This window comes from Streptomyces sp. NPDC056734, from assembly GCF_042790455.1.
Taxonomy (GTDB): Bacteria; Actinomycetota; Actinomycetes; order Streptomycetales; family Streptomycetaceae; genus Streptomyces.
In genome coordinates this window covers 1-24,931 of the sequence record NZ_JBHTZD010000044.1, presented here as the reverse complement: position 1 = coordinate 24,931, position 24,931 = coordinate 1, and the positions used below count along the sequence as shown (strand labels likewise).

Genomic DNA, 24,931 nt, shown 5'->3' with positions numbered 1-24,931 from the left:
GGGTGTGGTTTGTTGCGCAGTTCCCCGCGCCCCCAAGGGGCGCTGTCCGGGAGGGTGGATTCCCGGGGGTGTGCGGGTGCGGGTGGGGTGTGGCTGGTCGCGCAGTTCCCCGCGCCCCTTGCGGCGTGTCCGCCCCGGCGTCACGGGGGTGGGCGGTCGCATGTGGGTGGTGGGACCTCGTAAGGTCGTGTCCGTGTTGGAGGAGATGCGGATACGGTCGCTCGGAGTCATCGACGACGCCGTGGTCGAGCTGTCGCCGGGGTTCACGGCCGTCACCGGGGAGACCGGTGCGGGCAAGACCATGGTGGTCACCAGCCTCGGACTGCTGCTCGGTGGCCGGGCGGATCCGGCGCTCGTGCGGATCGGGGCCGGGAAAGCGGTCGTGGAGGGGCGGATCACGCTCCCCGTGGCCTCGTCGGCCGCGCTGCGGGCCGAGGAGGCCGGGGCCGAACTGGACGACGGGGCGCTGCTGATCAGCCGTACCGTTTCCGCCGAAGGGCGGTCCCGGGCGCACATGGGCGGGCGGTCCGTGCCGGTGGGGGTGCTCGCCGAGCTGGCCGATGAACTGGTCGCGGTGCATGGGCAGACCGATCAGCAGGGGCTGCTGAAGCAGTCACGGCAGCGGCAGGCGCTGGACCGGTACGCCGGGGACGCCGTCGCCGTACCCATGGCGAAGTACGCCGGGGCCTACCGGCGGTTGCGGGCCGTCGTCGTCGAGCTGGCGGAGATCACCACCCGGGCGCGCGAGCGGGCGCAGGAGGCCGATCTGCTGCGCTACGGGCTCGACGAGATCGCCGGGGTCGAGCCGCGCGCGGGCGAGGACGTGGAGCTGGCCGAGGAGGCCGAGCGGCTCGGACACGCCGAGGCGCTGGCGTCCGCCGCGACCCTCGCGCACGCCGCGCTCGCCGGGAACCCCGAGGACCCCGAGGGGGTCGACGCCTCGACGCTGGTCGGCGGGGCGCACCGGGCACTGGAGGCCGTACGGTCGCACGACCCCGCTCTCGCGGCGCTGGCCGGGCGGATCGGGGAGATCGGGATCCTGCTGGCCGATGTGGCGGGGGAACTCGCCGGGTACGCCGACGATCTCGACGCCGATCCGCGGCGGCTCGCGGCGGTGGAGGAGCGGCGGGCCGCGCTGAACGGGCTGACCCGCAAGTACGGGCACGACATCGCCGCCGTGCTGGCGTGGGCCGAGACCTCGGCCGCGCGGCTGACGGAGCTGGACGGCGACGACTCGCGCGTCGATGAGCTGACCGCCGAGCGGGACGCGCTCCGGGGCGAGCTGGGCGGGCTGGCGCAGGCGCTGAGCGACGCGCGCGGTGAGGCCGCACAGCGGTTCGCCGCGGCGGTCACCGCCGAACTGGCCTCCCTCGCGATGCCGCACGCGCGCGTCTCCTTCGACCTGCGGCAGACCGAGGACGCGGACGGGGTCGAGGTCGGCGGCCGGATCGTCGGCTACGGGCCGTCGGGCGTGGACGAGGTGGAACTGCTGCTCGCCCCGCACCCCGGGGCCCCGGCCCGGCCCATCGCCAAGGGGGCGTCCGGGGGTGAGCTGTCCCGGGTGATGCTCGCCGTCGAGGTGGTGTTCGCGGGGACGGATCCGGTGCCGACGTATCTCTTCGACGAGGTGGACGCCGGGGTCGGCGGCAAGGCGGCGGTGGAGATCGGGCGGCGGCTGGCCCGGCTGGCCAAGTCCGCCCAGGTGGTGGTCGTGACGCATCTGCCGCAGGTCGCCGCGTTCGCCGACCGGCAGTTGCTGGTGGAGAAGACCGACGACGGGTCCGTCACGCGGTCCGGGGTGAAGGTCCTGGAGGGCGAGGAGCGGATCCGGGAGCTGTCGCGGATGCTGGCGGGCCAGGAGGACTCGCAGACGGCTCGGGCACATGCGGAGGAGTTGCTGGAGGCGGCTCGGGCGGAGGTTTAGGGGCGTCGTTGTGTGGGGCGGGGCGGGGCGCGTCTGTGGGTTTGGGTGAGTGGGTGGGGGGCGGGGGCGCGTCGGTGGGTTTTGGGGCGTGGGCGCTCGGGGCGCGCGCCCTGTGGGGTTGGGGTGGGCGCCGGGGCGTGTGCCTCGGTTGGGTTGGGGTGGGGGCGCTGGGCTGGTGCCTGTGGGTTTTGGGCGGGTGCCGGGGCGGGTGCCGGTTGAGTTGGAGGCGGGGGCTGGGCGTGCCCTTGTGGACTTGGGTGGGCGCCCGCGTGCGTGAAGTTCGGGGTGGGGCGCTGGGTGCGTGCCCGTGGACCTTGGGCGGGCGCCGGGGCGTGTGCCGGGTGCTTGTGGGTGGGGGCCGGGGTGCGTGGCCATGGACTTTGGGCCGCTCTTTGTCTCCTTGGCCGGTGCTTCGGGTCGGCCCTCGGCGCGGCTGTTCGTCCTGGCGGATCGGCCATTCGGGTCGTGCCCGGCCAATTCGGCCGCGCTGCCCGCGACACATGAGCCGGTTTGCCCGCTCACTCGTGTGAGTGGATTTTCGGCCTCCGCTGTGACGGGTCATGACCTCGTGCGTTGCGGGAACGGGCGTGCGTGCTGGCATTCTTGGGTGGGTGCAGGGAGGGGGCCGTGCGGTGCACCGTCCGCGCCCGATCCTTCTGTACGTTTCTTCGTGACCGTTCGATGCCGAACCAGGAGCCCCGGCCACGTGACCCCCGTGAGCAGCCACCCGCACGGCCAGTCGACGCTGCGCACCGTGCAGGTGCTGGGCGGCGGCAACGCCGCGAGCAGCGCGCATGTGCGCTCGCTGGCCGCGGGGCTCGTCGCGCGGGGCGTACGGGTCACGGTGTGCGCCCCCGTCGAGGCCGAGCGCGCCTACGACTTCACCGGGGCCGGCGCCGACCATGCCCAGGTGCCGCGCGGCAGCGACCCGTCCTCCGTCGCGGCGCTCCGGGCCGCCTGCGCGGACGCCGACCTCGTGCACGCGCACGGGCTGCACGCCTCCTTCCGGGCCGCCCTGGCGCTCAGCGGGCGGCACATTCCGCTCGTCGTCACCTGGCACGGCCGTACACACGCCGAAGGGGCGCGGGCCCGGCTGCTGCGGATGCTGGAGCGCCGGGTGGTCAGGGCCGCGGCCGTGGTGCTGGGGACCTCCTCCGACCTGGTCGACCGGGCCCGCAGGCGTGGGGCGCGGGACGCCCGGCTGGCGCCCGCCGCGCTGCCGGGGGTGCGTTCGGCGCCGTGGGACGAGTCCGACCGGGCCAAGCTGCGGGCCGAACTCGGGGCCATCGGGCGTCCGTTGCTGCTGGCTGTCGGCCCGCTCGAACGGCATCGGGGCTACGACGTGCTGCTGGACGCCGCGCGGATGTGGCGGCTCCTCGACGCCGTGCCGTTCGTCGCCGTCGCCGGGGATGGCGAGCTTCGGGCCACGCTCCAGCAGCGGATCGAGGCGGAGGAACTGCCCGTTCGGCTGCTCGGGCGGCGGGACGATGTCCCGGAGCTGCTGTCCGCGGCCGACCTGGTGCTGCTGCCGAGCCGGTGGGAGTCGCGGTCGGTGCTCGCGCAGGAGGCGCTGCACGCGCGCGTGCCGCTCGTCGCCTCCGCCGTCGGGGGGATCCCGGACCTGGTGGGGGACGCCGCCGAACTCGTGCCGTACGGGGACGCGGAGGCGCTCGCCGCGGCTGTCGTACGGCTGCTCGACGATCCCGGGCGCCGGGAGGAGCTGCGGCGGGGCGGGGAGCGGCAGGCGGCGACCTGGCCGACGGAGGACGAGACGGTGGCGCAGGTGCTGTCCGTGTACGACGAGCTGACCCAGCCTCGGCCCATGATCTGAGGGGCCGGGGGCCGGGGGCCGGGGGCCGGGGGCCAGGGGTGAGGGCCTGGCGTGAGGGCCTGGCGTGAGGGCCTGGGGCCCGGAGTCCGGGCCTGAGGTCACGGTCTGGGGCCCGGGGTCAGTGTCTGGGGCCTGGGGGCAGGGGTCACGCTCTGGGCCGGGGGGGCAGGGTCTGGGGTCTGAGGGCTGGCCCATGGTCAGGGGGCCTGGGGGCAGGGGCCGGGACTTGGGGTGAGGGGTCACGGTCAGGTGGGCAGGGTCAGAGCCCGGGGGTCAGTGTCTGGGACCTGGGGGCAGGTGTCGCGGTCTGGGCCGTGGGATCGGGGCCTGGCGTCTGGGGGCCGGCCCATGGTCAGGGGGACCGGGGCCTGGGGCCGGGACTTGGGGTGAGGGGCCCTGGGGTCAGGGGTCACGGTCAGGTGGGCAGGGGTCGGGGCCTGTGTCTGGGGGCCGGCCTATGGTCAGGGGCTCTGGGGCCTGGGGCGGGACTTGGGGCGAGGGGCCCTGGGGGGCTGGGGATCTCACGGTCAGGTGGGCAGGGTCAAGGCCCGGGGGTCACCGTCAGGTGGGCAGCGTCAGGGCCGGGGGGTCAGGATCCGGGGCCTGGAGTCAGGGGTCACGGTCTGGGACCTCGGGTCAGGGCCTGGGCCCTGGGTCTGGGGCCAGGGCTCAGGGAGTCGGCCCATGGGCAGGGGCATGGGCAGGGGCATGGGTAGGGGTAGGGGTAGGGGTAGGGGGCCGGGCGTCAGGGTTCCGTCGGTGGGCGTTGTGGTCGGGCTTGGCTCAGCGGATGCGCCCCCGTTCAGCCGACGTGGCGTCTCGCTCTCAGGGCCAGGCTCAGGGTGAGGACCGTCTGGGGGTCGTCCAGGTCGGTGCCGAGGAGTTCGCCGATGCGGGCCAGCCGGTTGTACAGGGTCTGGCGGTTCAGGTGCAGCTCGCGGGCGGTCTCCGCCTTGCGGCCCGCGTGCGCGAGGTAGGTCTCCAGGGTGGGCAGCAGGGGCGGCTTGGAGCGGCGGTCGTGGTCGCGGATCGGGCCGATGGCACGTTCCACGAACGCCGCGAGGTCGGGATGGTCGCGCAGCCGCCACAGCAGCAGGTCGATGTCCAGGCGGCGGGCGTCGTACCAGGGGCGGTCGGCCAGGCCATGGGCCGCGGTCGCCGTCTCCGCCGCGTGCCGCAGGCCCGCCGACGCCGCCGCCCAGCCGCCCGGCACGCCGACCACCACCACCGGGGGACGGGCCCCGGGCCGCTGCATGCCGGCCCGCTCCACGCCCGCCCGCAGCGCCGTCGCCACCCGGTCGGCCACCGCCGCGCGCTCCGACTCCGCGCGCAGGCCCAGCAGCAGCGGCACCCGGCCCTCCACCGGGCGTACACCCAGCAGCACCGGCACCCCGACCGAGGACAGTTCCTCGGCGACCGCGCGGGCCAGCAGGGCCCAGCCGCCGCCCTGGGCGATGGGGTCGCCCAGGCGCATGACGACCGGCAGCAGCGGGCCGGCGCCGGGCTTGAAGCCGAGGACGCGGGCCTGCGCCGGGGCGTCCTCGGCGGTGATCCGGCCCTCGGCGAGGTCGGTGAGGAAGTCACCGCGTCCGCGCGCGGCCAGCTCCTCGTCCTGGCGGGCCTGCATCAGCACGACGGCGAGTATCTCGGCCGCCCGCTCGACGGCGATCCGGTGCACCGGCGTGAGCGGCCCGCGTACCGGCAGGAGGACCAGGCGGGCCCGGACCGAGCCGGTCCCGGAGCCGCTTCCCGGGCCGCCGCCGGGTACGTCGACCAGGACCGAGCCCGCGGGCGGCGGGGCGTCCTTGTGCTGGCCGCGCAGGCCCTCCCACACCTGGAGCGGCTCGGCGCCGCCGGGGCTGGATCCGGCCGCGTACAGGAGCAGGCCCTCGGGGGTCTCCAGGAAGACGGGGTTGCCGCTGAAGTCGGCCAGGATGGCCAGCACCTGGGGGATGCCGCCGCCGCCGAGGAGCGCCTCCGTGCAGCGGCGGACCACTTCCTCCGCGCGCTGGAGCAGGGCGTAGTGCCCGTTGACGATCTCGGTGTGGATCTCCTCGGTGACGGTCACGAAGGCCACCTCGCGGTGCAGCTGGACCAGCGGCAGCCCGGCCGTGCGGGCCGTCTCCACAAGGGTGGCCGGGAGCCGGGTGAAGCGCGGGCCCAGTTCGACGACCAGGGCGGCGATACCGCGCTCGGCGAGGGTGCGGACGAACGCGCGCTGTTCGGCGGGGCGGGTGCCGAGGCCGTACCCCGTGGTCAGCAGGAGTTCGCCGCCCTTGAGCAGGGAGGCGATGTTCGGTACCTCGCCCGTGTGCACCCAGCGCACGGTCCGCTGCAATCGGTCCGCGCCGGCGAGCACCTCGGGGAGTCCGCCGCGCAGCCCGGGCAGCTCCAGTGCCCGCTGCACGGTGATCCCGGCGCCGTTGCTGTCGAATCGATGGTCCGTGCGGCTGTCCATGAAACGGACGCTACCTGCGCGGACAGGGTGGTGACAGCCGGGGGTCAGGGGGGCGATGCGGAGGCGGGTGCGCCGCCCGGCCCAGCGAGCCGGGCGGCGCCCACGTCAGCTTTCTCACACCGCCGTGTCAGCCCCCGTACGCCCCCGACGCCGTGAGCCTGAGGGCCGTGTCGATCAGGGGGACGTGGCTGAAGGCCTGGGGGAAGTTGCCGACCTGGCGTTGGTTGACGGGGTCCCATTCCTCGGCGAGGAGGCCCAGGTCGTTGCGGAGGGCGAGGAGCTTCTCGAAGAGTTTGCGGGCCTCGTCGACGCGGCCGATCATGGCGAGGTCGTCGGCCATCCAGAAGGAGCAGGCCAGGAAGGCGCCCTCGTCGCCCGGCAGGCCGTCGACGCCCGCCGCCTCGCCCTCCGTCGGGTAGCGCAGGATGAAGCCGTCGGGGGTGGACAGCTCGCGCTGGATCGCCTCGATGGTGCCGATCACCCGCTTGTCGTCGGGCGGCAGGAAGCCCATCTGCGGGATCAGCAGGAGGGACGCGTCGAGTTCCTTGCTGCCGTAGGACTGGGTGAAGGTGTTGCGCTCCTTGTCGTAACCCTTCTCACAGACATCGCGGTGGATGTCGTCGCGCAGATCGCGCCAGCGGTCCAGGGGGCCGTCGGCGTCGCCGGACTCGATGAGCTTGATGGTGCGGTCGACGGCGACCCAGGCCATGACCTTGGAGTGGACGAAGTGCCGGCGGGGGCCGCGGACCTCCCAGATGCCCTCGTCCGGCTCGTTCCAGTGGCCCTCCAGGTAGTGGATGAGCTTCAGCTGGAGCAGGGACGCGTAGTCGTTGCGGGCCAGGCCGGTCATGTGGCCGAGGTGGAGGGCCTCGGTGACCTCGCCGTAGACATCGAGCTGGAGCTGGTGCGCCGCGCCGTTGCCGACCCGGACCGGGGCGGAGTTCTCGTAGCCGGGCAGCCAGTCCAGCTCGGCCTCGCCCAGTTCGCGCTCGCCGGCGATGCCGTACATGATCTGGAGGTTCTCCGGGTCGCCGGCCACGGCGCGCAGCAGCCATTCGCGCCAGGCGCGGGCCTCCTCGCGGTAGCCGGTGCGCAGCAGCGAGGACAGGGTGATCGCCGCGTCCCGCAGCCAGGTGTAGCGGTAGTCCCAGTTGCGGACCCCGCCGATCTCCTCCGGGAGGGAGGTGGTCGGCGCGGCGACGATGCCGCCGGTCGGGGCGTAGGTGAGGGCCTTGAGCGTGATCAGGGAGCGGACGACCGCCTCACGGTAGGGGCCGTGGTACGTACAGTGCTCGACCCACTCGCGCCAGAAGTCCTCCGTCGCCTCCAGGGACTGCTCCGGCTCCGGCAGCGCGGGCGGCTGCTTGTGTGAGGGCTCCCAGGAGATCGTGAACGCGATCCGCTCGCCCGGGGAGACCGTGAAGTCGGAGTACGTGGTCAGCGCCTTGCCGTAGGTCTGCGCGGAGGTGTCGAACCACACGGAGTCCGGTCCGGCGACGGCGACCGTGCGGCCGTCGTGCTTGTGGACCCAGGGGACGAGGCGGCCGTAGGAGAACCGCATCCGCAGGGTGGAGCGCATCGGGACGCGGCCCGTGACGCCTTCCACGATGCGGATGAGCTGGGGGGCACCGTCGCGGGGGGGCATGAAATCGGTCACCCTGACCGTGCCGCGCGGGGTGTCCCACTCGGACTCCAGGATCAGTGAGTCCCCGCGGTAGCCGCGCCGGTTCGCCGTGGGCGGGGGGCTGTCCGGGGCGTGGGCCGGGCCGATCCGCCAGAAGCCGTGGTCCTCGGTGCCCAGCAGCCCGGCGAAGATGGCATGCGAGTCGAAGCGGGGCAGGCACAGCCAGTCCACCGTGCCGTCCCGGCAGACCAGTGCGGCGGTCTGCATGTCTCCGATGAGTGCGTAATCTTCGATGCGCCCGGCCACGTGCAACTCCAGTCGAACGGCCACGTCACCCCATGAAGGGGCTGTCGCTAGTGCGGTCAAGGGGGGGTATGTATGGGGGGTGTGTAGGGGGGTGCGTCAGGGGTATGTCATGCGTCGTTGAGCAATGAAGCAAAACAGCCGATCGGCTCTGGTGGCAAAACGGCAGTCTGTGCTCAACGAACTGACGAGCCCTCGTTGTTCCGGTGGGATACGGGCGGGGGTGTGCCGTCTTTTCCGGCGGACTCGGCAGCGAGTGTCCGAGCAGGATACGACGCACGTAGATGATCTGCGCGCCGCTCCGGGCAACCTGGGTGCGCTGATCGGGTGAGCGGTCGGTGAGAAGTGCGTAAGGAGTGCGCGTCCGTGTCGGTGTGTACGCGGAGCGTGGCCGGGCAGCACCGTCCCGAGGCGCTGTTACCCTGGTAGCCCGTGGACCGGTGGGCGTAGAACCCCCGAACCGCAGCGACGGCGCCCCCGGAGAACCGCACGTCATCCCGGCAGGATTCCTGCGGGGCCTCGTACGGAATCCGGTACGGCAGCGCCACCGCACCCCCAGACCGCGACCACGGGAGCCCCGTCTTGGCCATGCCGCCGAAAACCACGACGACCAAGCACATCTTCGTCACCGGGGGTGTCGCCTCCTCGCTCGGCAAGGGCCTGACGGCCTCCAGCCTGGGCATGCTGCTCAAGGCCCGGGGCCTGCGCGTCGTGATGCAGAAGCTCGACCCGTACATCAATGTCGACCCCGGCACGATGAACCCCTTCCAGCACGGTGAGGTGTTCGTCACCAACGACGGCGCCGAGACCGATCTGGACATCGGCCACTACGAGCGCTTCCTGGACCGCGATCTGGACGGCTCCGCCAATGTCACCACCGGGCAGGTCTACTCGACGGTGATCGCCAAGGAGCGGCGCGGCGAGTACCTGGGCGACACCGTGCAGGTCATCCCGCACATCACCAACGAGATCAAGAACCGCATCCGGCGGATGGCCGCCGACGACGTGGACGTGGTGATCACCGAGGTCGGCGGGACCGTCGGCGACATCGAGTCGCTGCCGTTCCTGGAGACCGTCCGCCAGGTCCGTCACGAGGTCGGCCGGGACAACGTCTTCGTGGTGCACATCTCCCTGCTGCCGTACATCGGCCCCTCCGGGGAGCTGAAGACCAAGCCGACCCAGCACTCGGTCGCGGCCCTGCGCAACATCGGTGTCCAGCCGGACGCGATCGTGCTGCGCTGCGACCGCGAGGTGCCCGCCGCCATCAAGCGGAAGATCTCCCTGATGTGCGACGTGGACGAGGCCGCCGTGGTGGCCTGTCCGGACGCGTCGTCGATCTACGACATCCCCAAGGTCCTGCACTCCGAGGGCCTGGACGCCTACGCCGTCCGCCGCCTGGACCTGCCGTTCCGCGATGTGGACTGGACGACCTGGGACGACCTGCTGGACCGGGTGCACAGCCCGCGTCATGAGATCAGCCTCGCCCTGGTCGGCAAGTACATCGATCTGCCCGACGCCTATCTCTCGGTCACCGAGGCGCTGCGCGCGGGCGGCTTCGCCAACAAGACCCGTGTGAAGATCAAGTGGGTCACCTCCGACGACTGCAAGACCCCGGCCGGCGCCGCCGAGCAGCTCGCCGACGTGGACGCCATCTGCATCCCCGGCGGCTTCGGCGACCGGGGGGTGTCCGGCAAGGTCGGCGCCATCCGCTACGCCCGTGAGCACCGGATCCCGCTGCTGGGGCTGTGCCTGGGTCTCCAGTGCATCGTGATCGACGCGGCCCGCAATCTGGCCGGGATCACCGACGCCAACTCCACCGAGTTCGACCCCGCCACCGCCCACCCGGTCATCTCCACCATGGCCGAGCAGCTCGACATCGTCGCCGGTGAGGGCGACATGGGCGGCACCATGCGGCTCGGCATGTACCCGGCCAAGCTGGCCGAGGGCTCGATCGTGCGCGAGGTGTACGACGGCAAGGAGTACGTGGAGGAGCGGCACCGGCACCGCTACGAGGTGAACAACGCGTACCGCGCGGAGCTGGAGAAGAAGGCCGGCATCCTGTTCTCGGGCACGTCGCCCGACAACAAGCTGGTCGAGTACGTCGAGTACCCGCGTGATGTGCACCCCTACCTGGTCGCCACCCAGGCCCACCCCGAGCTGCGGTCCCGTCCGACGCGCCCGCATCCGCTGTTCGCGGGGCTGGTGAAGGCGGCGGTGGAGCGCAAGGTGGCCGCCGGGGGCGGTACGGGGGATTCCGCGGCGAGTTCTGGCTGAGACACCGGTTGTACGGTGGCCGGGGTGCGTTCCTTCTGCTGAGGGGGGCACCCCGGTTTTTTTCTGTCGCGCGTGGGAGGACAGGGCATGACGATCAAGGACAGTCCCGAGGAATGGGAGGTCCGGGCCACCGCGACTCCCTTCGTGGGCAAGAAGACCTCCGTGCGCACGGACGAGGTGGTCATGCCCGACGGGACCGTCGTCGGGCGTGACTACCAGGTGCATCCCGGGTCGGTGGCCGTGCTGCCGCTGGACGATCAGGACCGGGTGCTGGTGCTGCGCCAGTACCGGCATCCGGTGCGGCAGAAGCTGTGGGAGATCCCGGCGGGGCTGCTCGATGTGCCCGGGGAGAATCCGCTGCATGCCGCTCAGCGTGAGCTGTACGAGGAGGCTCATGTGAAGGCGGAGGACTGGCGGGTGCTGACCGATGTCTACCCCACGCCCGGGGGGTGTGACGAGGCGGTACGGATCTTTCTCGCTCGGGGGCTGTCGGAGGTGGAGGGGCGGCGGTTCGAGGCGGAGCACGAGGAGCTGGATCTGGAGCTGGCGCGGGTGCCGGTGGCGGAGTTGGTGCGGGGGGTGCTGGCGGGGGAGCTGCACAACAACTGTCTGGTGGTGGGGGTGCTGGCGTTGGTGGCGGCGCGGGGTGGGGCGGGGGTGGAGGCGTTGCGCTCCGCGGGGGTGGGGTGGCCTGCGAGGCCGTTCTCGGCGTGATGGTGTGACGGCGTGACGGTGTGACGTCGGGGGAGGGGCGGTGCGGTTGTCGTTTGGCTGTCGGTAGTCGTGGGCTGGTCGCGCAGTTCCCCGCACCCCTGAGGGCGTCCGGTTGCCGGGGTGGGCGGGGTGCGCCGCGTCTCTGAGGGTGTCCGGTTGCCGGGGTGGGCGGGGTGCGCCGCGTCCCTGAGGGCGTCCGGTTGGCGGGGTGTCGGCGTCGGGTTGGTGTTGGTGTGAACATCGGCTGATCCGATTGGGGGACCTGTCCGCCGCGCTCCGCGGGGTTCGTTGCAGAGGGTGAACTAGGCTCGTCGCGACCAGCCAGAGACAGGCGCAGGTGCCCCGACCGGAGGGCCGGCGGGCGGTGGGACGGGAGTGTGGCCCGTGACGGATCAGGCGGTGGACACGGACGGCGTGCAGCTGTCGGGACACTCGTCGCAGGACTGCGGATTCCTGGGCCGGACACGGGAGTTGAAGGAGCTGCGCGCCGATATCGAGCGCGCCGGGCTGGACACTCTCGCCGGGAAGAAGGCGCCCTGCGCGCGGGTGCTGCTGATCGCCGGGAAACCGGGGTCGGGGCGGACCGCGCTCGCGGAGGAGCTGGTGACGCAGATCGCCGACCGCTATCCGGACGGCATCCTGCGGGTCCGGCTCGCCGAGCCCGACGGGACCCCCGTGCCGGTCGGGCAGGCCGCGCGGGAACTCCTCGGTGAGCTGGAGCTGCCGACGCCGCCGGGGGCCGCCGAGGACGAGCTGACCGGCGAGTTCCGGGCGGCGCTGACCGGCCGCCGGGCGGTGCTGCTGCTGGACGACGCCGCCGACGCCGAGCAGGTCGACGCGCTGCTGCCGGACACCCCGGAGTGCCTCGTGGTCGCCGTGTCGCGCGGCCCGCTCACCGGCATCTCCGACGTCCGGCCCTGCACACTGGGCGGCCTGGACACCAAGTCCGCGGTGGAGCTGCTGTCCCGGCACACCGGGTCGGTCCGGATCACCGTCGATCCGCGCGCCGCCGAAGCGCTGGTCGAGGCGTGCCAGGCGCAGCCCGCCGCGCTGATGCTGGCCGGCGGCTGGCTGGCCGCCCGGCCGAAGGCCGCCGTCGCCGACCTCGCCAAGCAACTGCACGCCGAGGGCGACGAGGGCACCGCGCTCGGCCGGGTCTTCGGGCTGGTGCACACCGCGCTGCCCGCCGCGGCCGCCCGGATACTGCGCCTGCTCTCCCTCGCCCCGGCCGGACTGGCCGACCCGCACACCGCCTCCGCGCTGGCCGGCTGCTCGGTCGGCGCCGCCCGCTCCACGCTGGACGACTTCGTCTCCTTCGGCCTGCTGCACCGCAGGCCCGGCCCGCTGCCGCAGTACGAGGTGCCGGGCGCCCTGCACCCGCTGCTGGCCGCCCTCACCGAGACCCACGACAAGCCCGCCGAGCTACAGCTGGCCCGCGCCCGGATGCTGGAGCGGACCGTACGGCTGCTCCAGTCCTGCCGGGCGATCACCGAGACCGACAACCCGGAGGCCCGCGAGAAGCTCCAGGACATGCCCCGCGCCCTGCGCTTCCCCACCCCCCGGGCCGCCGCCGACTGGCTGAACGTCCGCCGCCCCGCCCTGCTGGCCGCCGCCCGCCTCGCCGTGGCCGACGGCGAGCTGGACACCCTGGCCCGGCGGCTGATGTCCCAGCTGGTCCGGGCCATGGTGGCGCACGTGGGCACCCATGCCGCCGCACCCGATCTGTACGGCGTCCACCGCCTCGTCCTCGATGTCGCCGAGCGCCGCGACCTGCCCCGCGAGCGGGCGGCGGCGCTGCTGAACCTGGGCGATCTGGACGCCCGTACCGGCCGTACGACCGAGGCGCTGGTGCGCTACCGGGCCGCGCTGGACGCCGGACGGGAGGCGAACGACCCGTACGCGACCGGCCGCGCGATGGAATCCGTAGGCGGCGCGCACCAGGAGCTGGGGGACTACGAGCGGGCGGCCGACTGGTTCGGCCGGGCGCTGGCCGAGCGGCTGGCCCGCGGCGAGCGCGCCGACGTGGCCCGGCTGTACGGCCGCATCGCCACCGCCCACACCTACGCGGGCCGCTACGGCGAGGCCCAGCGCGGCTGGCGGGCGGCGCTCGCCGGATATCGCAAGCTCGACGATGTGGCGGCGTACGCGCGGGCGTTGAGCGAGCTGGCGCGGGTCCAGGAGTACGCGGGACGGCCCGAGGAGTCGCTGCGCACCTGCCAGGAGGCGGTGGAGTGGGCCCGCCGCGCCGAGGACACCCGGCTCCAGGCCGCACTGCATCTGCGGCTCGCCGACACCCTGGAGCATCTCGGCGACAGCACGGCCGCCGGGCTGCACCGCGGTGCGGCCGAGCGCATGCTGGGAGAGGAGTGCCAGGAGGGCGATCCAGGGGAATTCCTCGCGGAACACGGGGCTAACGCCTGCGAAATCCGTAGTACACCCGCGAAAGATTGAAGCAATGAAAGGCTAGACACCGGGAATACCTTCATTAGACTGGCTCTACCGCACGTTCTCCTGCGGTGTCTCCCGGTGTGCCCTGGCGCGGCCGGGTATGTCGTGTAAATACCCTCTGAGCCAAGGACCGTGATCGACGTGAAGGTCGGCATCCCCCGCGAGGTCAAGAACAACGAGTTCCGGGTGGCCATCACCCCCGCCGGCGTGCACGAGCTGGTGCGCGGCGGCCACCAGGTCGTCATCGAGCGAGGGGCCGGCACCGGCTCCTCGATCACGGACCAGGAGTACGTCGCCGCCGGGGCGCGGATCCTGGAGACCGCCGACGAGGTGTGGGCCACCGCCGACCTGCTGCTCAAGGTCAAGGAGCCGATCGCCGAGGAGTACCACCGGCTGCGCAAGGACCAGATCCTCTTCACCTATCTGCACCTGGCCGCCTCCAAGGAGTGCACGGACGCCCTCATCGAGTCCGGCACCACCGCCATCGCCTACGAGACGGTCGAGCTGCCCGGCCGCGGGCTGCCGCTGCTCGCCCCGATGTCCGAGGTCGCGGGCCGGCTGGCCCCGCAGGTCGGCGCCTACCACCTGATGCGCCCGGCCGGCGGCCGGGGTGTGCTGCCGGGCGGCGTGCCGGGGGTGACCCCGGCCAAGGCCGTCGTCATCGGCGGCGGGGTCTCCGGCTGGAACGCCACCCAGATCGCCGTCGGCATGGGCTTCGAGGTGACCCTGCTGGACCGGGACATCAACAAGCTGCGCGAGGCCGACAAGATCTTCGGCACCAAGGTGAAGGCGATCGCGTCGAACGCCTTCGAACTGGAGAAGGCCGTCCTGGAGGCGGACCTCGTCATCGGCGCGGTGCTCATCCCGGGAGCCAAGGCCCCGAAGCTGGTCACCAACGAGCTGGTGTCCCGGATGAAGCCCGGGAGTGTCCTTGTCGACATCGCGATCGACCAGGGCGGCTGCTTCGAGGACTCCCACCCCACCACGCACGCCGAGCCGACCTTCCCGGTGCACAACTCGGTCTTCTACTGCGTCGCCAACATGCCCGGCGCGGTGCCCAGCACCTCCACCAACGCGCTCACCAACGCGACCCTCCCGTACATCGTCTCGGTCGCCGGCAACGGCTGGGTCGAGGCGCTGCGCCGGGACCCCGCGCTGGCCAAGGGCCTCAACACCCATGACGGCAAGGTCGTGTACAAGGAGGTCGCCGAGGCGCACGGGCTGGAGCACATCGCCCTGGAGACCCTGCTCGGCTGACCGCCGGACGGCTCAATTCCGCTTGTTGTGCGCGCCACTCCCGGGCGTCCGACGCGCCCTGTCATGCCGCGACCTGCCGTGGGACACCCGTCGTCCGGCCGCCCTACGGCGAATTCAAGTCATCATCCGGCAAAAGGCGATTCGTCAACACGGTTCGTCAACGCCACACACCCGGCCGGACCTTGCCCGTCAAGGTCCGGCCGGGTGTGTGTATGGTCACTTTGCCGCACTCGGTCAACTCGCCTCGAACGTAACCCTTGACCCGACCTTGAACCGATTCGCACCCCCGGGAAACCCACCGTGCGACGGTCGTACGCCCTTGACAGCGGGATGTTTCATTGCCGACACATCCTGCCGGGTCCGGCGGATTGTGTTGCTGCGGACGCCCGACACGCCATAGAGTCGCCAACCGTCGGCATGGTGCCACGCCGACCTGTCTAGAAGTTTCCTGGTCACCAAGGAGGTAAGACGACTTGTGAATGAGTCGACATTTTCTCCCGGGGGTGGTCAACCAGGAAGCCCTGCGCGGGGTCAGGCTCCCGCGGGGTTCGAGGCTGTCGGCTCCGTAGCGGTGCGCACCTTCGCGGCCCACCGGAGTCACCTCACGCCTGGGGTGACGCAGCCAGCACACCAGAGCATGGATGGCCATCACGTGAACGCCATGACCGGCGACGGAAGTGGCGTGCCCCACAACCACTTCGCCGACTACGACGAATTGCAGCAGGGGCACTTCTACGACCCTGACGCCGAGTACGAGCCCGACCCCGAGTACGCGGCCACGCTCGCGCCCGACGCCGCCCGTCAGCGCCGTGAGCGGGTCGGCCCGACCGGGCGCCCGCTGCCGTACTTCCCGATCCCGGGCCCGCTGACGGACCACGGGCCCGCGAAGATCATCGCGATGTGCAACCAGAAGGGCGGCGTCGGCAAGACCACGTCGACCATCAACCTGGGTGCCGCGCTCGCGGAGTACGGACGCCGGGTGCTGCTCGTGGACTTCGACCCGCAGGGCGCGCTGTCCGTCGGTCTTGGCGTCAACCCGATGGAACTCGACCTGACGGTCTACAACCTGCTCATGGAGCGGGGCATGTCCGCCGACGAGGTCCTGCTGAAGACCGCGGTCCCCAACATGGACCTGCTGCCCAGCAACATCGACCTGTCCGCCGCCGAGGTGCAGCTGGTCTCCGAGGTGGCCCGCGAGTCGACGCTCCAGCGCGCCCTGAAGCCGCTGCTGCCGGACTACGACTACGTCGTGATCGACTGTCAGCCCTCGCTCGGCCTGCTCACGGTGAACGCCCTGACCGCCGCGCACAAGGTGATCGTCCCGCTGGAGTGCGAGTTCTTCGCGCTGCGCGGTGTCGCCCTGCTGACCGAGACCATCGAGAAGGTCCAGGAGCGGCTCAACCCGGAGCTGGAGCTGGACGGCATCCTCGCCACGATGTACGACTCGCGCACGGTGCACAGCCGTGAGGTGCTGGCCCGGGTGGTCGAGGCGTTCGACGATCACGTGTACCACACGGTCATCGGGCGCACGGTCCGTTTCCCGGAGACCACGGTCGCCGGTGAGCCGATCACCACGTACGCCTCCAACTCCGTCGGCGCCGCCGCCTATCGCCAGCTCGCCAGGGAGGTGCTCGCCCGGTGTCACGCCGAGTGAGTCTGCCGGGGGCCGACGAACTCTTCCGTACGACAGGGGGTATGGCGCTCCAGCCGTCCACCCCGCGGCGCGGCCCCAACGGCGAGCCCCGGGTGCCGGGGCCGGCCGGGGAGAGCGACCCGCAGGCCGCCGAGGACGCCCCGCAGTCCGTGCCCGCGCAGGGCGGCGACGGCGACGGGGCCGAGCACGTCGCCACGGGCGCGGAGTCGTCCGACGCCGCGGCGCGCGGGCGGGACCGGGAGCGTGGCCGCCGGGCGGGGGCGCAGGAAGGTTCTGCCGCCCTGGGCGCCGAGGGCTCCGAGGCGCCGCGCAAACGCGGACGGGGCGGCGGCTCGCGCCGGCCCAGCGGGCGGGAGCGGCACGACGAGAAGATCACCGTCTATGTGTCCGCCGAGGAACTGATGGACCTGGAGCACGCGCGGCTGGTGCTGCGCGGGGAGCACGGGCTCGCGGTGGACCGGGGGCGGATCGTGCGGGAGGCGGTCGCCGTGGTGCTGGCCGATCTGGAGAGCCGGGGCGACGCCAGCATTCTCGTACGACGGTTGCGTGGGCGGTAGCGGAGGGCTGCGCTAGCCTGCGGGGGTTATGACCTCCAGCGATGCTTTTGTCTCCGGCGCGGGGCGCCCTGCGGGGCGGCGGCGTGTGCTGGGGCGGGGGCCGGGTGGGGCCGGGGCTCCGCCGGAGGGCGAGGTCTTTTCGCCGGTCCCGGACGATGGGCATCCCGGTGCCGGGGTGGGGAGCGAGAACGACCCGTCCGTTGCCGAACCCGTTGCCGAACCCGCCGAGGGGCTCGTTGAGGCCGGGGAAACCGTGGAAACGGCTGTGTCCGGCGAGGCCGCTGTGCCCGGTGCGGATGCCGTGTCCGGGGCTGATGCCGTGCCCGGTGCTGATGTTCCGCCCGGTGACACCTCCGAGGACAGTGTCTTCAAGGTGCGGCTCGCCAACTTCGAGGGGCCCTTCGATCTGCTGCTCCAGCTGATCTCCCGGCACAAGCTGGATGTCACCGAGGTCGCGCTGTCGAAGGTGACCGATGAGTTCATCGCGTACATCCGGGGGATGGGCGCGGACTGGGATCTGGACGAGACGACCCAGTTCCTGGTCGTCGCGGCCACGCTGCTCGATCTGAAGGCGGCCCGGCTGCTGCCCGCCGCCGAGGTGGAGGACGAGGCCGATCTGGCGCTGCTGGAGGCGCGGGACCTGCTGTTCGCGCGGCTGCTCCAGTACCGGGCGTACAAACGGGTCGCCGACATCTTCAGCGGGCGGCTCGATGCCGAGGCGCGGCGCTATCCCCGTACCGTCGGGCTGGAGCCGCAGCACGCGGCGCTGCTGCCGGACGTGGTGATCAGCATCGGGGCCGAGGGATTCGCCCGGCTCGCGGTGAAGGCGATGCAGCCCAGGCCCAGGCCGCAGGTGTACGTCGATCACATCCACGCGCCGCTGGTGAGCGTGCGGGAACAGGCCGGGATCGTGATCGCCCGGCTGCGCGAGCTGGGCGCGGCCAGCTTCCGGGACCTGGTCGCCGACACCGGGGACACGCTGACCGTCGTGGCCCGGTTCCTCGCCCTGCTGGAGCTGTACCGGGAGAAGGCCGTGGCGCTGGAGCAGGAGGACGCGCTCGGGGAGCTGCTGGTGCGCTGGACGGGCGGGGCGGCGGATGCCGGGCCGCTGGTGACCGACGAGTTCGACCGGGCGCCCGAGCCGCCGGAGTCGCTCGAATCATCGGAGTCGCCCGAGTCGCTCAAGGAGGAGAGGAAGGCGTGAGCGAGCAGCCGGTACCGGCGCCGGACGGCGTCGCCGACCTGGAACTCAAGCCCGCCCTGGAAGCCGTGCTCATGGTCGTGGACGAGCCCGCGACCGAGGAGCATCTGGCGAAGATCCTCCAGCGGCCCCGGCGCCGGATCGCCGACGCGCTGCGGGAGCTGGCCGATGAGTACGCGGCGCAGGGCAGGGGGTTCGAGCTGCGGCTGATCGCGGGCGGCTGGCGGTACTACACCCGGCCCGAGTACGCGGCGGCCGTCGAGGGCTTCGTCCTGGACGGGCAGCACGCCCGGCTCACCCAGGCCGCGCTGGAGACGCTCGCGGTGGTCGCCTACCGCCAGCCGGTCAGCCGCGGAAGGGTCTCGGCGGTGCGCGGAGTGAACTGTGACGGGGTCATGCGCACCCTGCTCCAGCGCGGGCTGATCGGGGAGGCGGGCACGGAACCCGAAACAGGTGCGATCCTGTACACGACGACGAACTACTTCCTGGAGCGGATGGGCCTGCGCGGCCTGGACGAGCTGCCGGAACTCGCGCCCTTCCTCCCCGAGGCGGAGGCGATCGAGGCGGAGACACTGGAAGGGGTGCCGTCGTTCGACCCGGACGCACCCGATGCGCCGGGCCCAGACGACGCGGACGACTAGACGGAACCTTTGATGCGAAGCAGTGGTAGCGGCAGCGGTAAGAGCGGCGGACGCGGTAACCCCCGCGGCGCCGGGAACAGCAGGGACCAGAAGCAGGGGCAGGGCCAGGGTCAGGGCCGCCCCAGCAAGCCCCGGCCCGAGGAGCGCCGCTACGACGTGGGCCCCGGGGCCACGCAGGACGGCCCGAAGACGGGACGTGGCGGCAGCGCGCGCGGCGGGGCCAAGGGCGGGCCGAAGAAGGCGGCGCAGCCCCAGCGCGGCCGGACCGCCCCCGGCAGCTCCCGCGAGTACGAGATGCGGGCCGAGGAGCGCAACCGGGAGCGGTACGCGGCGAAGGCCGGGAAGGAGGCCAAGCCGCCCAGGACCTTCCCGGGCGCCGAGCAGGAGGGCGAGCGGCTCCAGAAGGTGCTCGCGCGCGCCGGCTACGGCTCCCGGCGGTCCTGCGAGGAGCTGATCGAGCAGGCCAGGGTCGAGGTCAACGGTGAGATCGTCACCGAGCAGGGCAAGCGGGTCGACCCGGAGAAGGACGAGGTCAAGGTCGACGGGCTGACCGTGGCCACGCAGTCGTACCAGTTCTTCTCGCTGAACAAGCCCGCCGGGGTCGTCTCCACGATGGAGGACCCCGACGGGCGGCAGTGTCTCGGGGACTACGTCACCAACCGTGAGACCCGGCTCTTCCACGTCGGGCGGCTGGACACCGAGACCGAGGGCGTCATCCTGCTCACCAACCACGGTGAGCTGGCGCACCGGCTGACCCATCCCAGGTACGGCGTCAAGAAGACCTACCTCGCGCACATCGTCGGCCCGATCCCGCGCGATCTGGGCAAGCAGCTGAAGGACGGCATCCAGCTGGAGGACGGGTACGCGCGCGCGGACCACTTCCGGGTCGTCGAGCAGACCGGCAAGAACTACCTGGTCGAGGTCACCCTCCACGAGGGCCGCAAGCACATCGTGCGGCGGATGCTCGCCGAGGCGGGCTTCCCGGTCGACAAGCTGGTCCGGGTCTCCTTCGGCCCGATCACCCTGGGCGACCAGAAGTCCGGCTGGCTGCGGCGGCTGTCCAACACGGAGGTCGGGATGCTGATGAACGAGGTCGATCTGTAGACAATTTTTCTGTGTGTGCATGCGCGCACACGTACGTGCGTACGGTGGCCGGTCCCGGGGATTTTTCCGGGGCCGGCCGATTCCTTTTGGCCTTCCGGCCGGTCTGTAACGGTGACGGAGGGAGTGCCGGATGGCTGGGACGAGGACCGAGACGGATCCTGGGGAGCTGCTGGAGCGGTCGCTGGCGTACGCGCTGGGGAGCGTGGCCGGGGTGGAGAGCGCGAGTCTGGGGCGGGGCACGCCGTGCGCCGGGTGGGATCTGGGCGAGCTGCTGGGGCATCTCGACGATGCGCTGGACGCGCTGTACGAGGGGCTGACGGGCGGGGTGATCGGACCGTTCCCGGGGGCGCCGGAGGCCGCCGCGTGCGGGTTCCGGCGGCGGGCGTGCGCGGTGCTCGGCGCGTGGGCGGCGGGGGCGCCGCAGCGGGTGCGGATCGGGGAGCGGGCCCTGGAGGCCCGGGTCATGGTCGCGGTCGGCGCGGTCGAGATCGCCGTGCACGGGTGGGACGTGGCCCAGGCGTGCGGACGCGTACGGCCACTGCCGGTACCGCTGGCGGCGGAGCTGCTGCCGGTCGCCCGGGGGGTGGTGGCGGAGGCGGACCGGGGGGTGCGGTTCGCGGGGCCGCTGGCTGTGTCGGCGTCGGCGGGGGCGGATGAGCGGTTGCTGGCGTTCTTGGGGCGTGCGGTGGGGTGAGGGGGCGGCGGGGGTGGCCTGGGCGGCGGGGGAAGGGGCGGCTGCGTCGCGGGCGGAGGGGTGGCGTAGTCGTGCCGGTGGGTATGGCGGTTGCCGGTGGCGGGTTGTTGCCGGTCGCGCCGCGGGTGGTGGCGGAGGTGGGTCGGGGCGTTTCGCTGGGCCGCTTGCGGTGTGGGCGGGGCGGGTGTGCGGTTGCTGGCGTCTTTGCCGCAGGCGGAGGGCGTGGCGTAGTCGTGTCGGTGGGTATGGCCGGCGCGGTGCCGGTGTCGCCGGGGGCCGGGCTGTTGTCGGTCGGCGGTCAGGTGGCGGCCTCCGTGGATCGCCTCCGTGGATCGCCTCCGTGGATCGGGCCGGGGTGCGGTGCGCCGGGCCGCTGGTGGTGTCGGCGCGGGCGGGGGTGGATGAGCGGCCCTGGCGGTCTCGGCCGGGCCAAGGGCGGCGGGGGGTGGCATAGCCGTGCCCGGGTCCTTATAGTCGTACTGACTCTTAATGGTCGTGGTGGTTCTTGAGGGGTGGCCGTGCGGGCGTCGGTCGGTGGGGTGGATGGGGGCGGGGGCGTGGCCGGCGGGTATGACAAGCACGCCTTCGAGCCCTTTGCCGTCACCGTTGATCTCGCCGTGTTCACGTTGCGCGCGGGTGGGTTGCGGGTGCTGCTCGTCGAGCGGGGGCAGGAGCCGTACGCCGGGTGCTGGGCGCTGCCGGGTGGGTTCGTGCTGCCGCGGGAGTCCGCCGAGGTGGCGGCGCGGCGGGAGCTGGCCGAGGAGACCGGGCTCGCCGATGTCTCCGGGCTGCATCTGGAGCAGCTGCGGACCTACAGCGAGCCCGGCCGCGACCCGCGCATGCGGGTGGTGTCGGTCGCCTTCGCCGCGCTGCTGCCCGAACCCCCCGAGCCACGCGGGGGCGGCGACGCGGCGCAGGCGCGCTGGATGCCGTACGCCGATGCCCGGCCGCTCGCCTTCGACCACGACCGGATCCTCGCGGACGCCCATGAACGCGTCGGCGCCAAGCTGGAGTACACCTGCCTCGCGACCGCCTTCTGCCCGCCCGAGTTCACCCTCGGAGAGCTTCAGCGGGTCTACGAGGGCGTCTGGGGCACCCCGCTGGACCGGCCCAACTTCCGGCGCAAGGTGCTCGCCACGCCCGGCTTCGTCGCCCCCGTCCCCGGCGCCGCCCGGCTGACCGGCGGACGCGGCAAACCGGCCGCCCTCTACCGCGCGGGCACCGCCACCACCCTCCATCCGCCCCTGCTGCGACCGCCCCGGGAAGGAACCCCCGCATGACCTCGACCACGCCCTCGGCCCCGGCCGCGAGCACCGTCCGCAAGCGCGCCGCCACCGGATCCCTGCTCGGCCTCGCCCTCGGGGACGCGCTGGGCCTCCCCACCGAGTTCAACGACGTGCCGTCGATCCTCGCCGAGCGCGGGCCCTGGCGGGAGATGGAGCTGCCCCGGCAGGCGTACGTCACCGACGACACCCAGATGACCCTGGCCGTCGGCCGGGCGATCCGCACAACCATGGACCGGGGCGTCCTCGGGCCACAGGGGCTGGTGGGGCCGCTGCGGCGGGAGTTCGTCGCCTGGAACCGTTCGCCGGACAACGACCGGGCCCCCGGCCGCACCTGTGTGACCGCCTGCGAACTGCTGGAGGACGAGGGGCTGCCCTGGCAGGACGCCAGCCAGATCCATTCCAAGGGCTGCGGCGCCAACATGCGGGTCGCTCCCGTCGGGCTGATATCCGGCCTGAGCGAGGAACAGCGGGCCGGGGCCGCCCAGTTGCAGGCCGCCCTCACCCACGGCCATCCCACGGCGCTCGCCGCGTCCGACCTCACCGCGCACGCCGTCCGGCTGCTCGCCCAGGGTGCCGAGCCGACCGGACTCGTCGGGCTGCTGCGGTCGTACGCCTACGACAACCGCGGCCGGTACCACGAGCGCTGGCTCGGCGATCTGTGGACGCGGAGTCAGGACCCCACGCCCGAGCACTTCATCGGGCGCGGCTGGGACGAGTGCCTGGCGGTGCTGGAGCGGCTCCAGGGCGCCGTACGGACCGTGTCGCCGGAGACCGACCCGTGCCTGGCCACCGGGGCGGGCTGGATCGCCGAGGAGGCGCTGGCCACCGGACTGCTGTGCTTCCTGCTCCTCGTGGACGAACCGCTCACCGCGCTGCGCCGGGCCGCCTGCACCTCCGGTGACTCCGACTCGATCGCCGCGCTGACCGGCGCCTTCGCCGGCGCGTATCTCGGGGCCGAGGCGTGGCCCCGGCCGTGGGCGGACCGGATCGAGTACCGGGGGGAACTGGTGACGCTCGGGGCGCTCTGGGACGTCTGAGGCGGCCCCCGCGCTGACCTGGGGTGTTCGGGGACGGGCGCCCGCCGAGTAGCGGAGCCCGACCGCGCGCGTGACATTGGCAGAGGCGGGCCGGGCCCGCACCCAGCGCCCGGCCGCACTCTCTAAAGGCGCGATCATGGCGGGTAACGATCTCGGCAGTCTGCTCGGCAGCCTTCTCGGCGGCGGCGGGCAGCAGAGCGGCGGTAGTGGTGGGGCCGGCGGGGCCGGAGCGACCGGTGGGGGTGGTGGGAGTGGTGGCGCGGTCAATGTTCTCGGCTCGCTGCTCGGTGCGCTGATGGCCAAGGGCGGTACGAGTGCCGGGGCCGCCACCGGCGCGGGCGGCAGCGGCGCGGGCGGCAGCGCGAATCCGCTGGGCGGGCTGCTCGACATGCTGAAGAAGTCCGGACTGGTCGACCAGGCGCAGTCCTGGGTGGGCCACGGCCAGAACCAGCCCGTGAGCGGCGCCCAGGTCCGCGAGGCGCTGCCCGACGACACCCTCAGCAAGGTCGCCAAGGAAGCGGGCGTCAGCCCCGACAAGGCGGCTGACCAACTCGCCTCGGTGCTGCCCCAGGCCGTCGACAGGCTCACCCCCGAGGGGCAGGTCCCGCAGGCGTCGCTGGAGGACATCATCAAGCAGCAGCGCGTCTGAGCTGCCGCTGTGCGCGGTGCCGCCTGTCCGGTGACCGGCTTTGGCCGTCTCGGGGGGCTGGTGCCGCGCATCGGTGGTTTGCGGGCTGCGGGCTGACTAGGCTCTGCGGGCGTCCCAGCCGCCCTCCCCCAAGGACACGCCCAGTGAGAACCGCACTCGTGATCGGCACCGGCCTGATCGGCACCTCCGTCGCCCTGGCCCTGGTACGGCGCGGTGTCACCGTCCATCTCGCCGACCACGACCCCGAGCACGTCCGCACGGCCGCCGCGCTCGGCGCCGGGACCGACAGCCCGCCCGAGGGGCCCGTCGACCTCGCCGTCGTCGCCGCGCCGCCCGCCCATGTGGCCACCGTGCTCGGCGACGCCATGCGGCGCGGTGCCGCCCGCGGCTACCTCGACGTGGCCAGCGTCAAGGGCGGGCCGCGCCGGGAGCTGGAGGCACAGGGCCTCGACCTCACCGCGTACATCGGCACCCACCCCATGTCCGGCCGTGAGCGGTCCGGGCCGCTGGCCGGCAGCGCCGACCTCTTCGAGGGCCGCCCCTGGGTGCTCACCCCGACCCGGGACACCGACACCGAGGTGCTGAATCTCGCCCTGGAACTGGTCTCGCACTGCGCCGCCGTCCCGGTGGTCATGGACGCCGACGCCCACGACCGGGCCGTCGCCCTCGTCTCCCACATGCCCCACCTCGTCTCCAGCATGGTCGCCGCGCGCCTGGAGCACGCGGAGGAGACGGCCGTACGGCTGTGTGGGCAGGGCATCCGCGATGTGACCCGGATCGCCGGCTCCGACCCCGCGATGTGGATCGACATCCTCTCCGCCAACCCCGGGCCGGTCGCCGACCTGCTCACCGACGTCTCCGCCGACCTCGACGAGACCGTCCAGGCACTGCGCGCCCTCCAGTCCGCCGACGAGGCCAAGTGGCGCGAGGGCGTCGATGGCATCCAGGACGTGCTGCGGCGCGGGAACGCGGGGCAGGTCCGGGTCCCCGGCAAGCACGGGTCCGCTCCGCGGGTGTACGAGGTTGTCGCCGTGTTCATCGACGACCAGCCGGGGCAGCTGGCCCGGATCTTCGCGGACGCGGGGCTGGTCGGGGTCAACATCGAGGACGTACGGATCGAGCACGCGACGGGGCAGCAGGCGGGGCTGGTGCAGCTGATGGTGGAGCCGAAGGCGGTGCCTGTGCTTGGCGCTGCGCTGCGGGAGCGGGGGTGGGGGGTGCGGCAGTAGGCGGCCGGCGTTCTGTCGCCGTCCGGCGTGGGGGTGGGCGTCCGGG

18 protein-coding genes are annotated in these 24,931 nt (G+C 72.8%); 16 read left to right on the top strand and 2 right to left on the bottom strand.

The annotated features are described in order from the left end of the window. Positions 1-160: 160 nt before the first annotated feature. Positions 161-1,924 carry a DNA repair protein RecN gene (gene recN / locus ACFRFC_RS37310; protein ID WP_382693481.1) on the top strand — a complete coding sequence of 588 codons (1,764 nt, stop codon included), beginning with the start codon at positions 161-163 and terminating at the stop codon, positions 1,922-1,924. Between the two features lie 706 nt (positions 1,925-2,630). Then, on the top strand, positions 2,631-3,755 hold the full coding sequence (locus tag ACFRFC_RS37305; protein WP_382693483.1) for a glycosyltransferase family 4 protein: 1,125 nt from the start codon (positions 2,631-2,633) through the stop codon (positions 3,753-3,755). Between the two features lie 802 nt (positions 3,756-4,557). Here the strand turns inward: ACFRFC_RS37305 and ACFRFC_RS37300 are convergent. Together ACFRFC_RS37300 and ACFRFC_RS37295 are read right to left on the bottom strand one after the other, a co-directional pair. Further along, on the bottom strand, positions 4,558-6,213 hold the full coding sequence (locus ACFRFC_RS37300) for a PucR family transcriptional regulator (RefSeq protein WP_382693486.1): 1,656 nt from the start codon (positions 6,211-6,213) through the stop codon (positions 4,558-4,560). Between the two features lie 127 nt (positions 6,214-6,340). After that, the gene (locus tag ACFRFC_RS37295) at positions 6,341-8,143 is read right to left on the bottom strand and encodes a glycoside hydrolase family 15 protein (protein WP_382693488.1); all 1,803 of its coding nucleotides are present in this window, start codon (positions 8,141-8,143) and stop codon (positions 6,341-6,343) included. A 585-nt stretch (positions 8,144-8,728) separates the two neighbouring features. Here ACFRFC_RS37295 and ACFRFC_RS37290 point away from each other — a divergent pair. The 14 genes from ACFRFC_RS37290 to ACFRFC_RS37225 all read left to right on the top strand — a co-directional run bounded on the left by ACFRFC_RS37290 (position 8,729) and on the right by ACFRFC_RS37225 (position 24,885). Then, positions 8,729-10,414, top strand: a complete 1,686-nt coding sequence (locus ACFRFC_RS37290) for a CTP synthase (RefSeq protein WP_382693489.1) — start codon at positions 8,729-8,731, stop codon at positions 10,412-10,414. A gap of 87 nt (positions 10,415-10,501) precedes the next feature. After that, on the top strand, positions 10,502-11,128 hold the full coding sequence (locus ACFRFC_RS37285) for an NUDIX domain-containing protein (protein WP_382693492.1): 627 nt from the start codon (positions 10,502-10,504) through the stop codon (positions 11,126-11,128). 384 nt (positions 11,129-11,512) lie between these two features. Next, a complete protein-coding gene (locus tag ACFRFC_RS37280) occupies positions 11,513-13,579 on the top strand; it encodes a tetratricopeptide repeat protein (RefSeq protein WP_382693494.1) in 2,067 nt (688 codons plus the stop codon). A 129-nt stretch (positions 13,580-13,708) separates the two neighbouring features. Then, positions 13,709-14,833 (top strand): alanine dehydrogenase, encoded by a 1,125-nt coding sequence (ald, locus tag ACFRFC_RS37275; protein WP_382693496.1) that lies wholly within the window; start codon positions 13,709-13,711, stop codon positions 14,831-14,833. 475 nt (positions 14,834-15,308) lie between these two features. Then, on the top strand, positions 15,309-16,487 hold the full coding sequence (locus ACFRFC_RS37270; protein WP_382693498.1) for a ParA family protein: 1,179 nt from the start codon (positions 15,309-15,311) through the stop codon (positions 16,485-16,487). After that, on the top strand, positions 16,472-17,044 hold the full coding sequence (locus tag ACFRFC_RS37265) for a hypothetical protein (RefSeq protein ID WP_382693501.1): 573 nt from the start codon (positions 16,472-16,474) through the stop codon (positions 17,042-17,044). The genes ACFRFC_RS37270 and ACFRFC_RS37265 overlap by 16 nt, the downstream gene beginning before the upstream one ends. Before the next feature lie 28 nt (positions 17,045-17,072). Further along, entirely contained in the window at positions 17,073-18,248 is a 1,176-nt protein-coding gene (locus ACFRFC_RS37260) for a segregation and condensation protein A (protein ID WP_382693504.1), read from the top strand. After that, positions 18,245-18,886 (top strand): SMC-Scp complex subunit ScpB, encoded by a 642-nt coding sequence (scpB, locus tag ACFRFC_RS37255; RefSeq protein ID WP_382693505.1) that lies wholly within the window; start codon positions 18,245-18,247, stop codon positions 18,884-18,886. Before ACFRFC_RS37260 ends, scpB begins: the two co-directional genes overlap by 4 nt. 12 nt (positions 18,887-18,898) lie before the next feature. Further along, on the top strand, positions 18,899-19,990 hold the full coding sequence (locus ACFRFC_RS37250; RefSeq protein ID WP_382693508.1) for a pseudouridine synthase: 1,092 nt from the start codon (positions 18,899-18,901) through the stop codon (positions 19,988-19,990). A gap of 130 nt (positions 19,991-20,120) precedes the next feature. Then, the gene (locus ACFRFC_RS37245) at positions 20,121-20,684 is read left to right on the top strand and encodes a TIGR03086 family metal-binding protein (protein WP_382693509.1); all 564 of its coding nucleotides are present in this window, start codon (positions 20,121-20,123) and stop codon (positions 20,682-20,684) included. A gap of 557 nt (positions 20,685-21,241) precedes the next feature. Continuing rightward, positions 21,242-21,964 (top strand): NUDIX domain-containing protein, encoded by a 723-nt coding sequence (locus ACFRFC_RS37240; protein WP_382693510.1) that lies wholly within the window; start codon positions 21,242-21,244, stop codon positions 21,962-21,964. Further along, the gene (locus tag ACFRFC_RS37235; protein WP_382693512.1) at positions 21,961-23,007 is read left to right on the top strand and encodes an ADP-ribosylglycohydrolase family protein; all 1,047 of its coding nucleotides are present in this window, start codon (positions 21,961-21,963) and stop codon (positions 23,005-23,007) included. The genes ACFRFC_RS37240 and ACFRFC_RS37235 overlap by 4 nt, the downstream gene beginning before the upstream one ends. 136 nt (positions 23,008-23,143) lie before the next feature. After that, positions 23,144-23,656, top strand: a complete 513-nt coding sequence (locus ACFRFC_RS37230; protein WP_382693513.1) for a YidB family protein — start codon at positions 23,144-23,146, stop codon at positions 23,654-23,656. A gap of 143 nt (positions 23,657-23,799) precedes the next feature. Then, positions 23,800-24,885, top strand: coding sequence for a prephenate dehydrogenase (locus ACFRFC_RS37225; RefSeq protein WP_382693514.1), 1,086 nt, complete (start codon positions 23,800-23,802; stop codon positions 24,883-24,885). The last annotated feature ends 46 nt before the right edge of the window (positions 24,886-24,931 follow it).

Bases quoted from the DNA above. Each gene is read 5' to 3' on its own strand.
- ACFRFC_RS37300 (WP_382693486.1), bottom strand. From the start codon at position 6,213: ATGGACAGCCGCACGGACCATCGATTCGACAGCAACGGCGCCGGGATC.
- ACFRFC_RS37230 (WP_382693513.1), top strand. From the start codon at position 23,144: ATGGCGGGTAACGATCTCGGCAGTCTGCTCGGCAGCCTTCTCGGCGGC.
- ACFRFC_RS37245 (WP_382693509.1), top strand. From the start codon at position 20,121: ATGGCTGGGACGAGGACCGAGACGGATCCTGGGGAGCTGCTGGAGCGG.
- ACFRFC_RS37260 (WP_382693504.1), top strand. From the start codon at position 17,073: ATGACCTCCAGCGATGCTTTTGTCTCCGGCGCGGGGCGCCCTGCGGGG.
- ACFRFC_RS37235 (WP_382693512.1), top strand. From the start codon at position 21,961: ATGACCTCGACCACGCCCTCGGCCCCGGCCGCGAGCACCGTCCGCAAG.
- recN (WP_382693481.1), top strand. From the start codon at position 161: ATGTGGGTGGTGGGACCTCGTAAGGTCGTGTCCGTGTTGGAGGAGATG.
- ACFRFC_RS37290 (WP_382693489.1), top strand. From the start codon at position 8,729: ATGCCGCCGAAAACCACGACGACCAAGCACATCTTCGTCACCGGGGGT.
- ACFRFC_RS37285 (WP_382693492.1), top strand. From the start codon at position 10,502: ATGACGATCAAGGACAGTCCCGAGGAATGGGAGGTCCGGGCCACCGCG.
- ACFRFC_RS37250 (WP_382693508.1), top strand. From the start codon at position 18,899: ATGCGAAGCAGTGGTAGCGGCAGCGGTAAGAGCGGCGGACGCGGTAAC.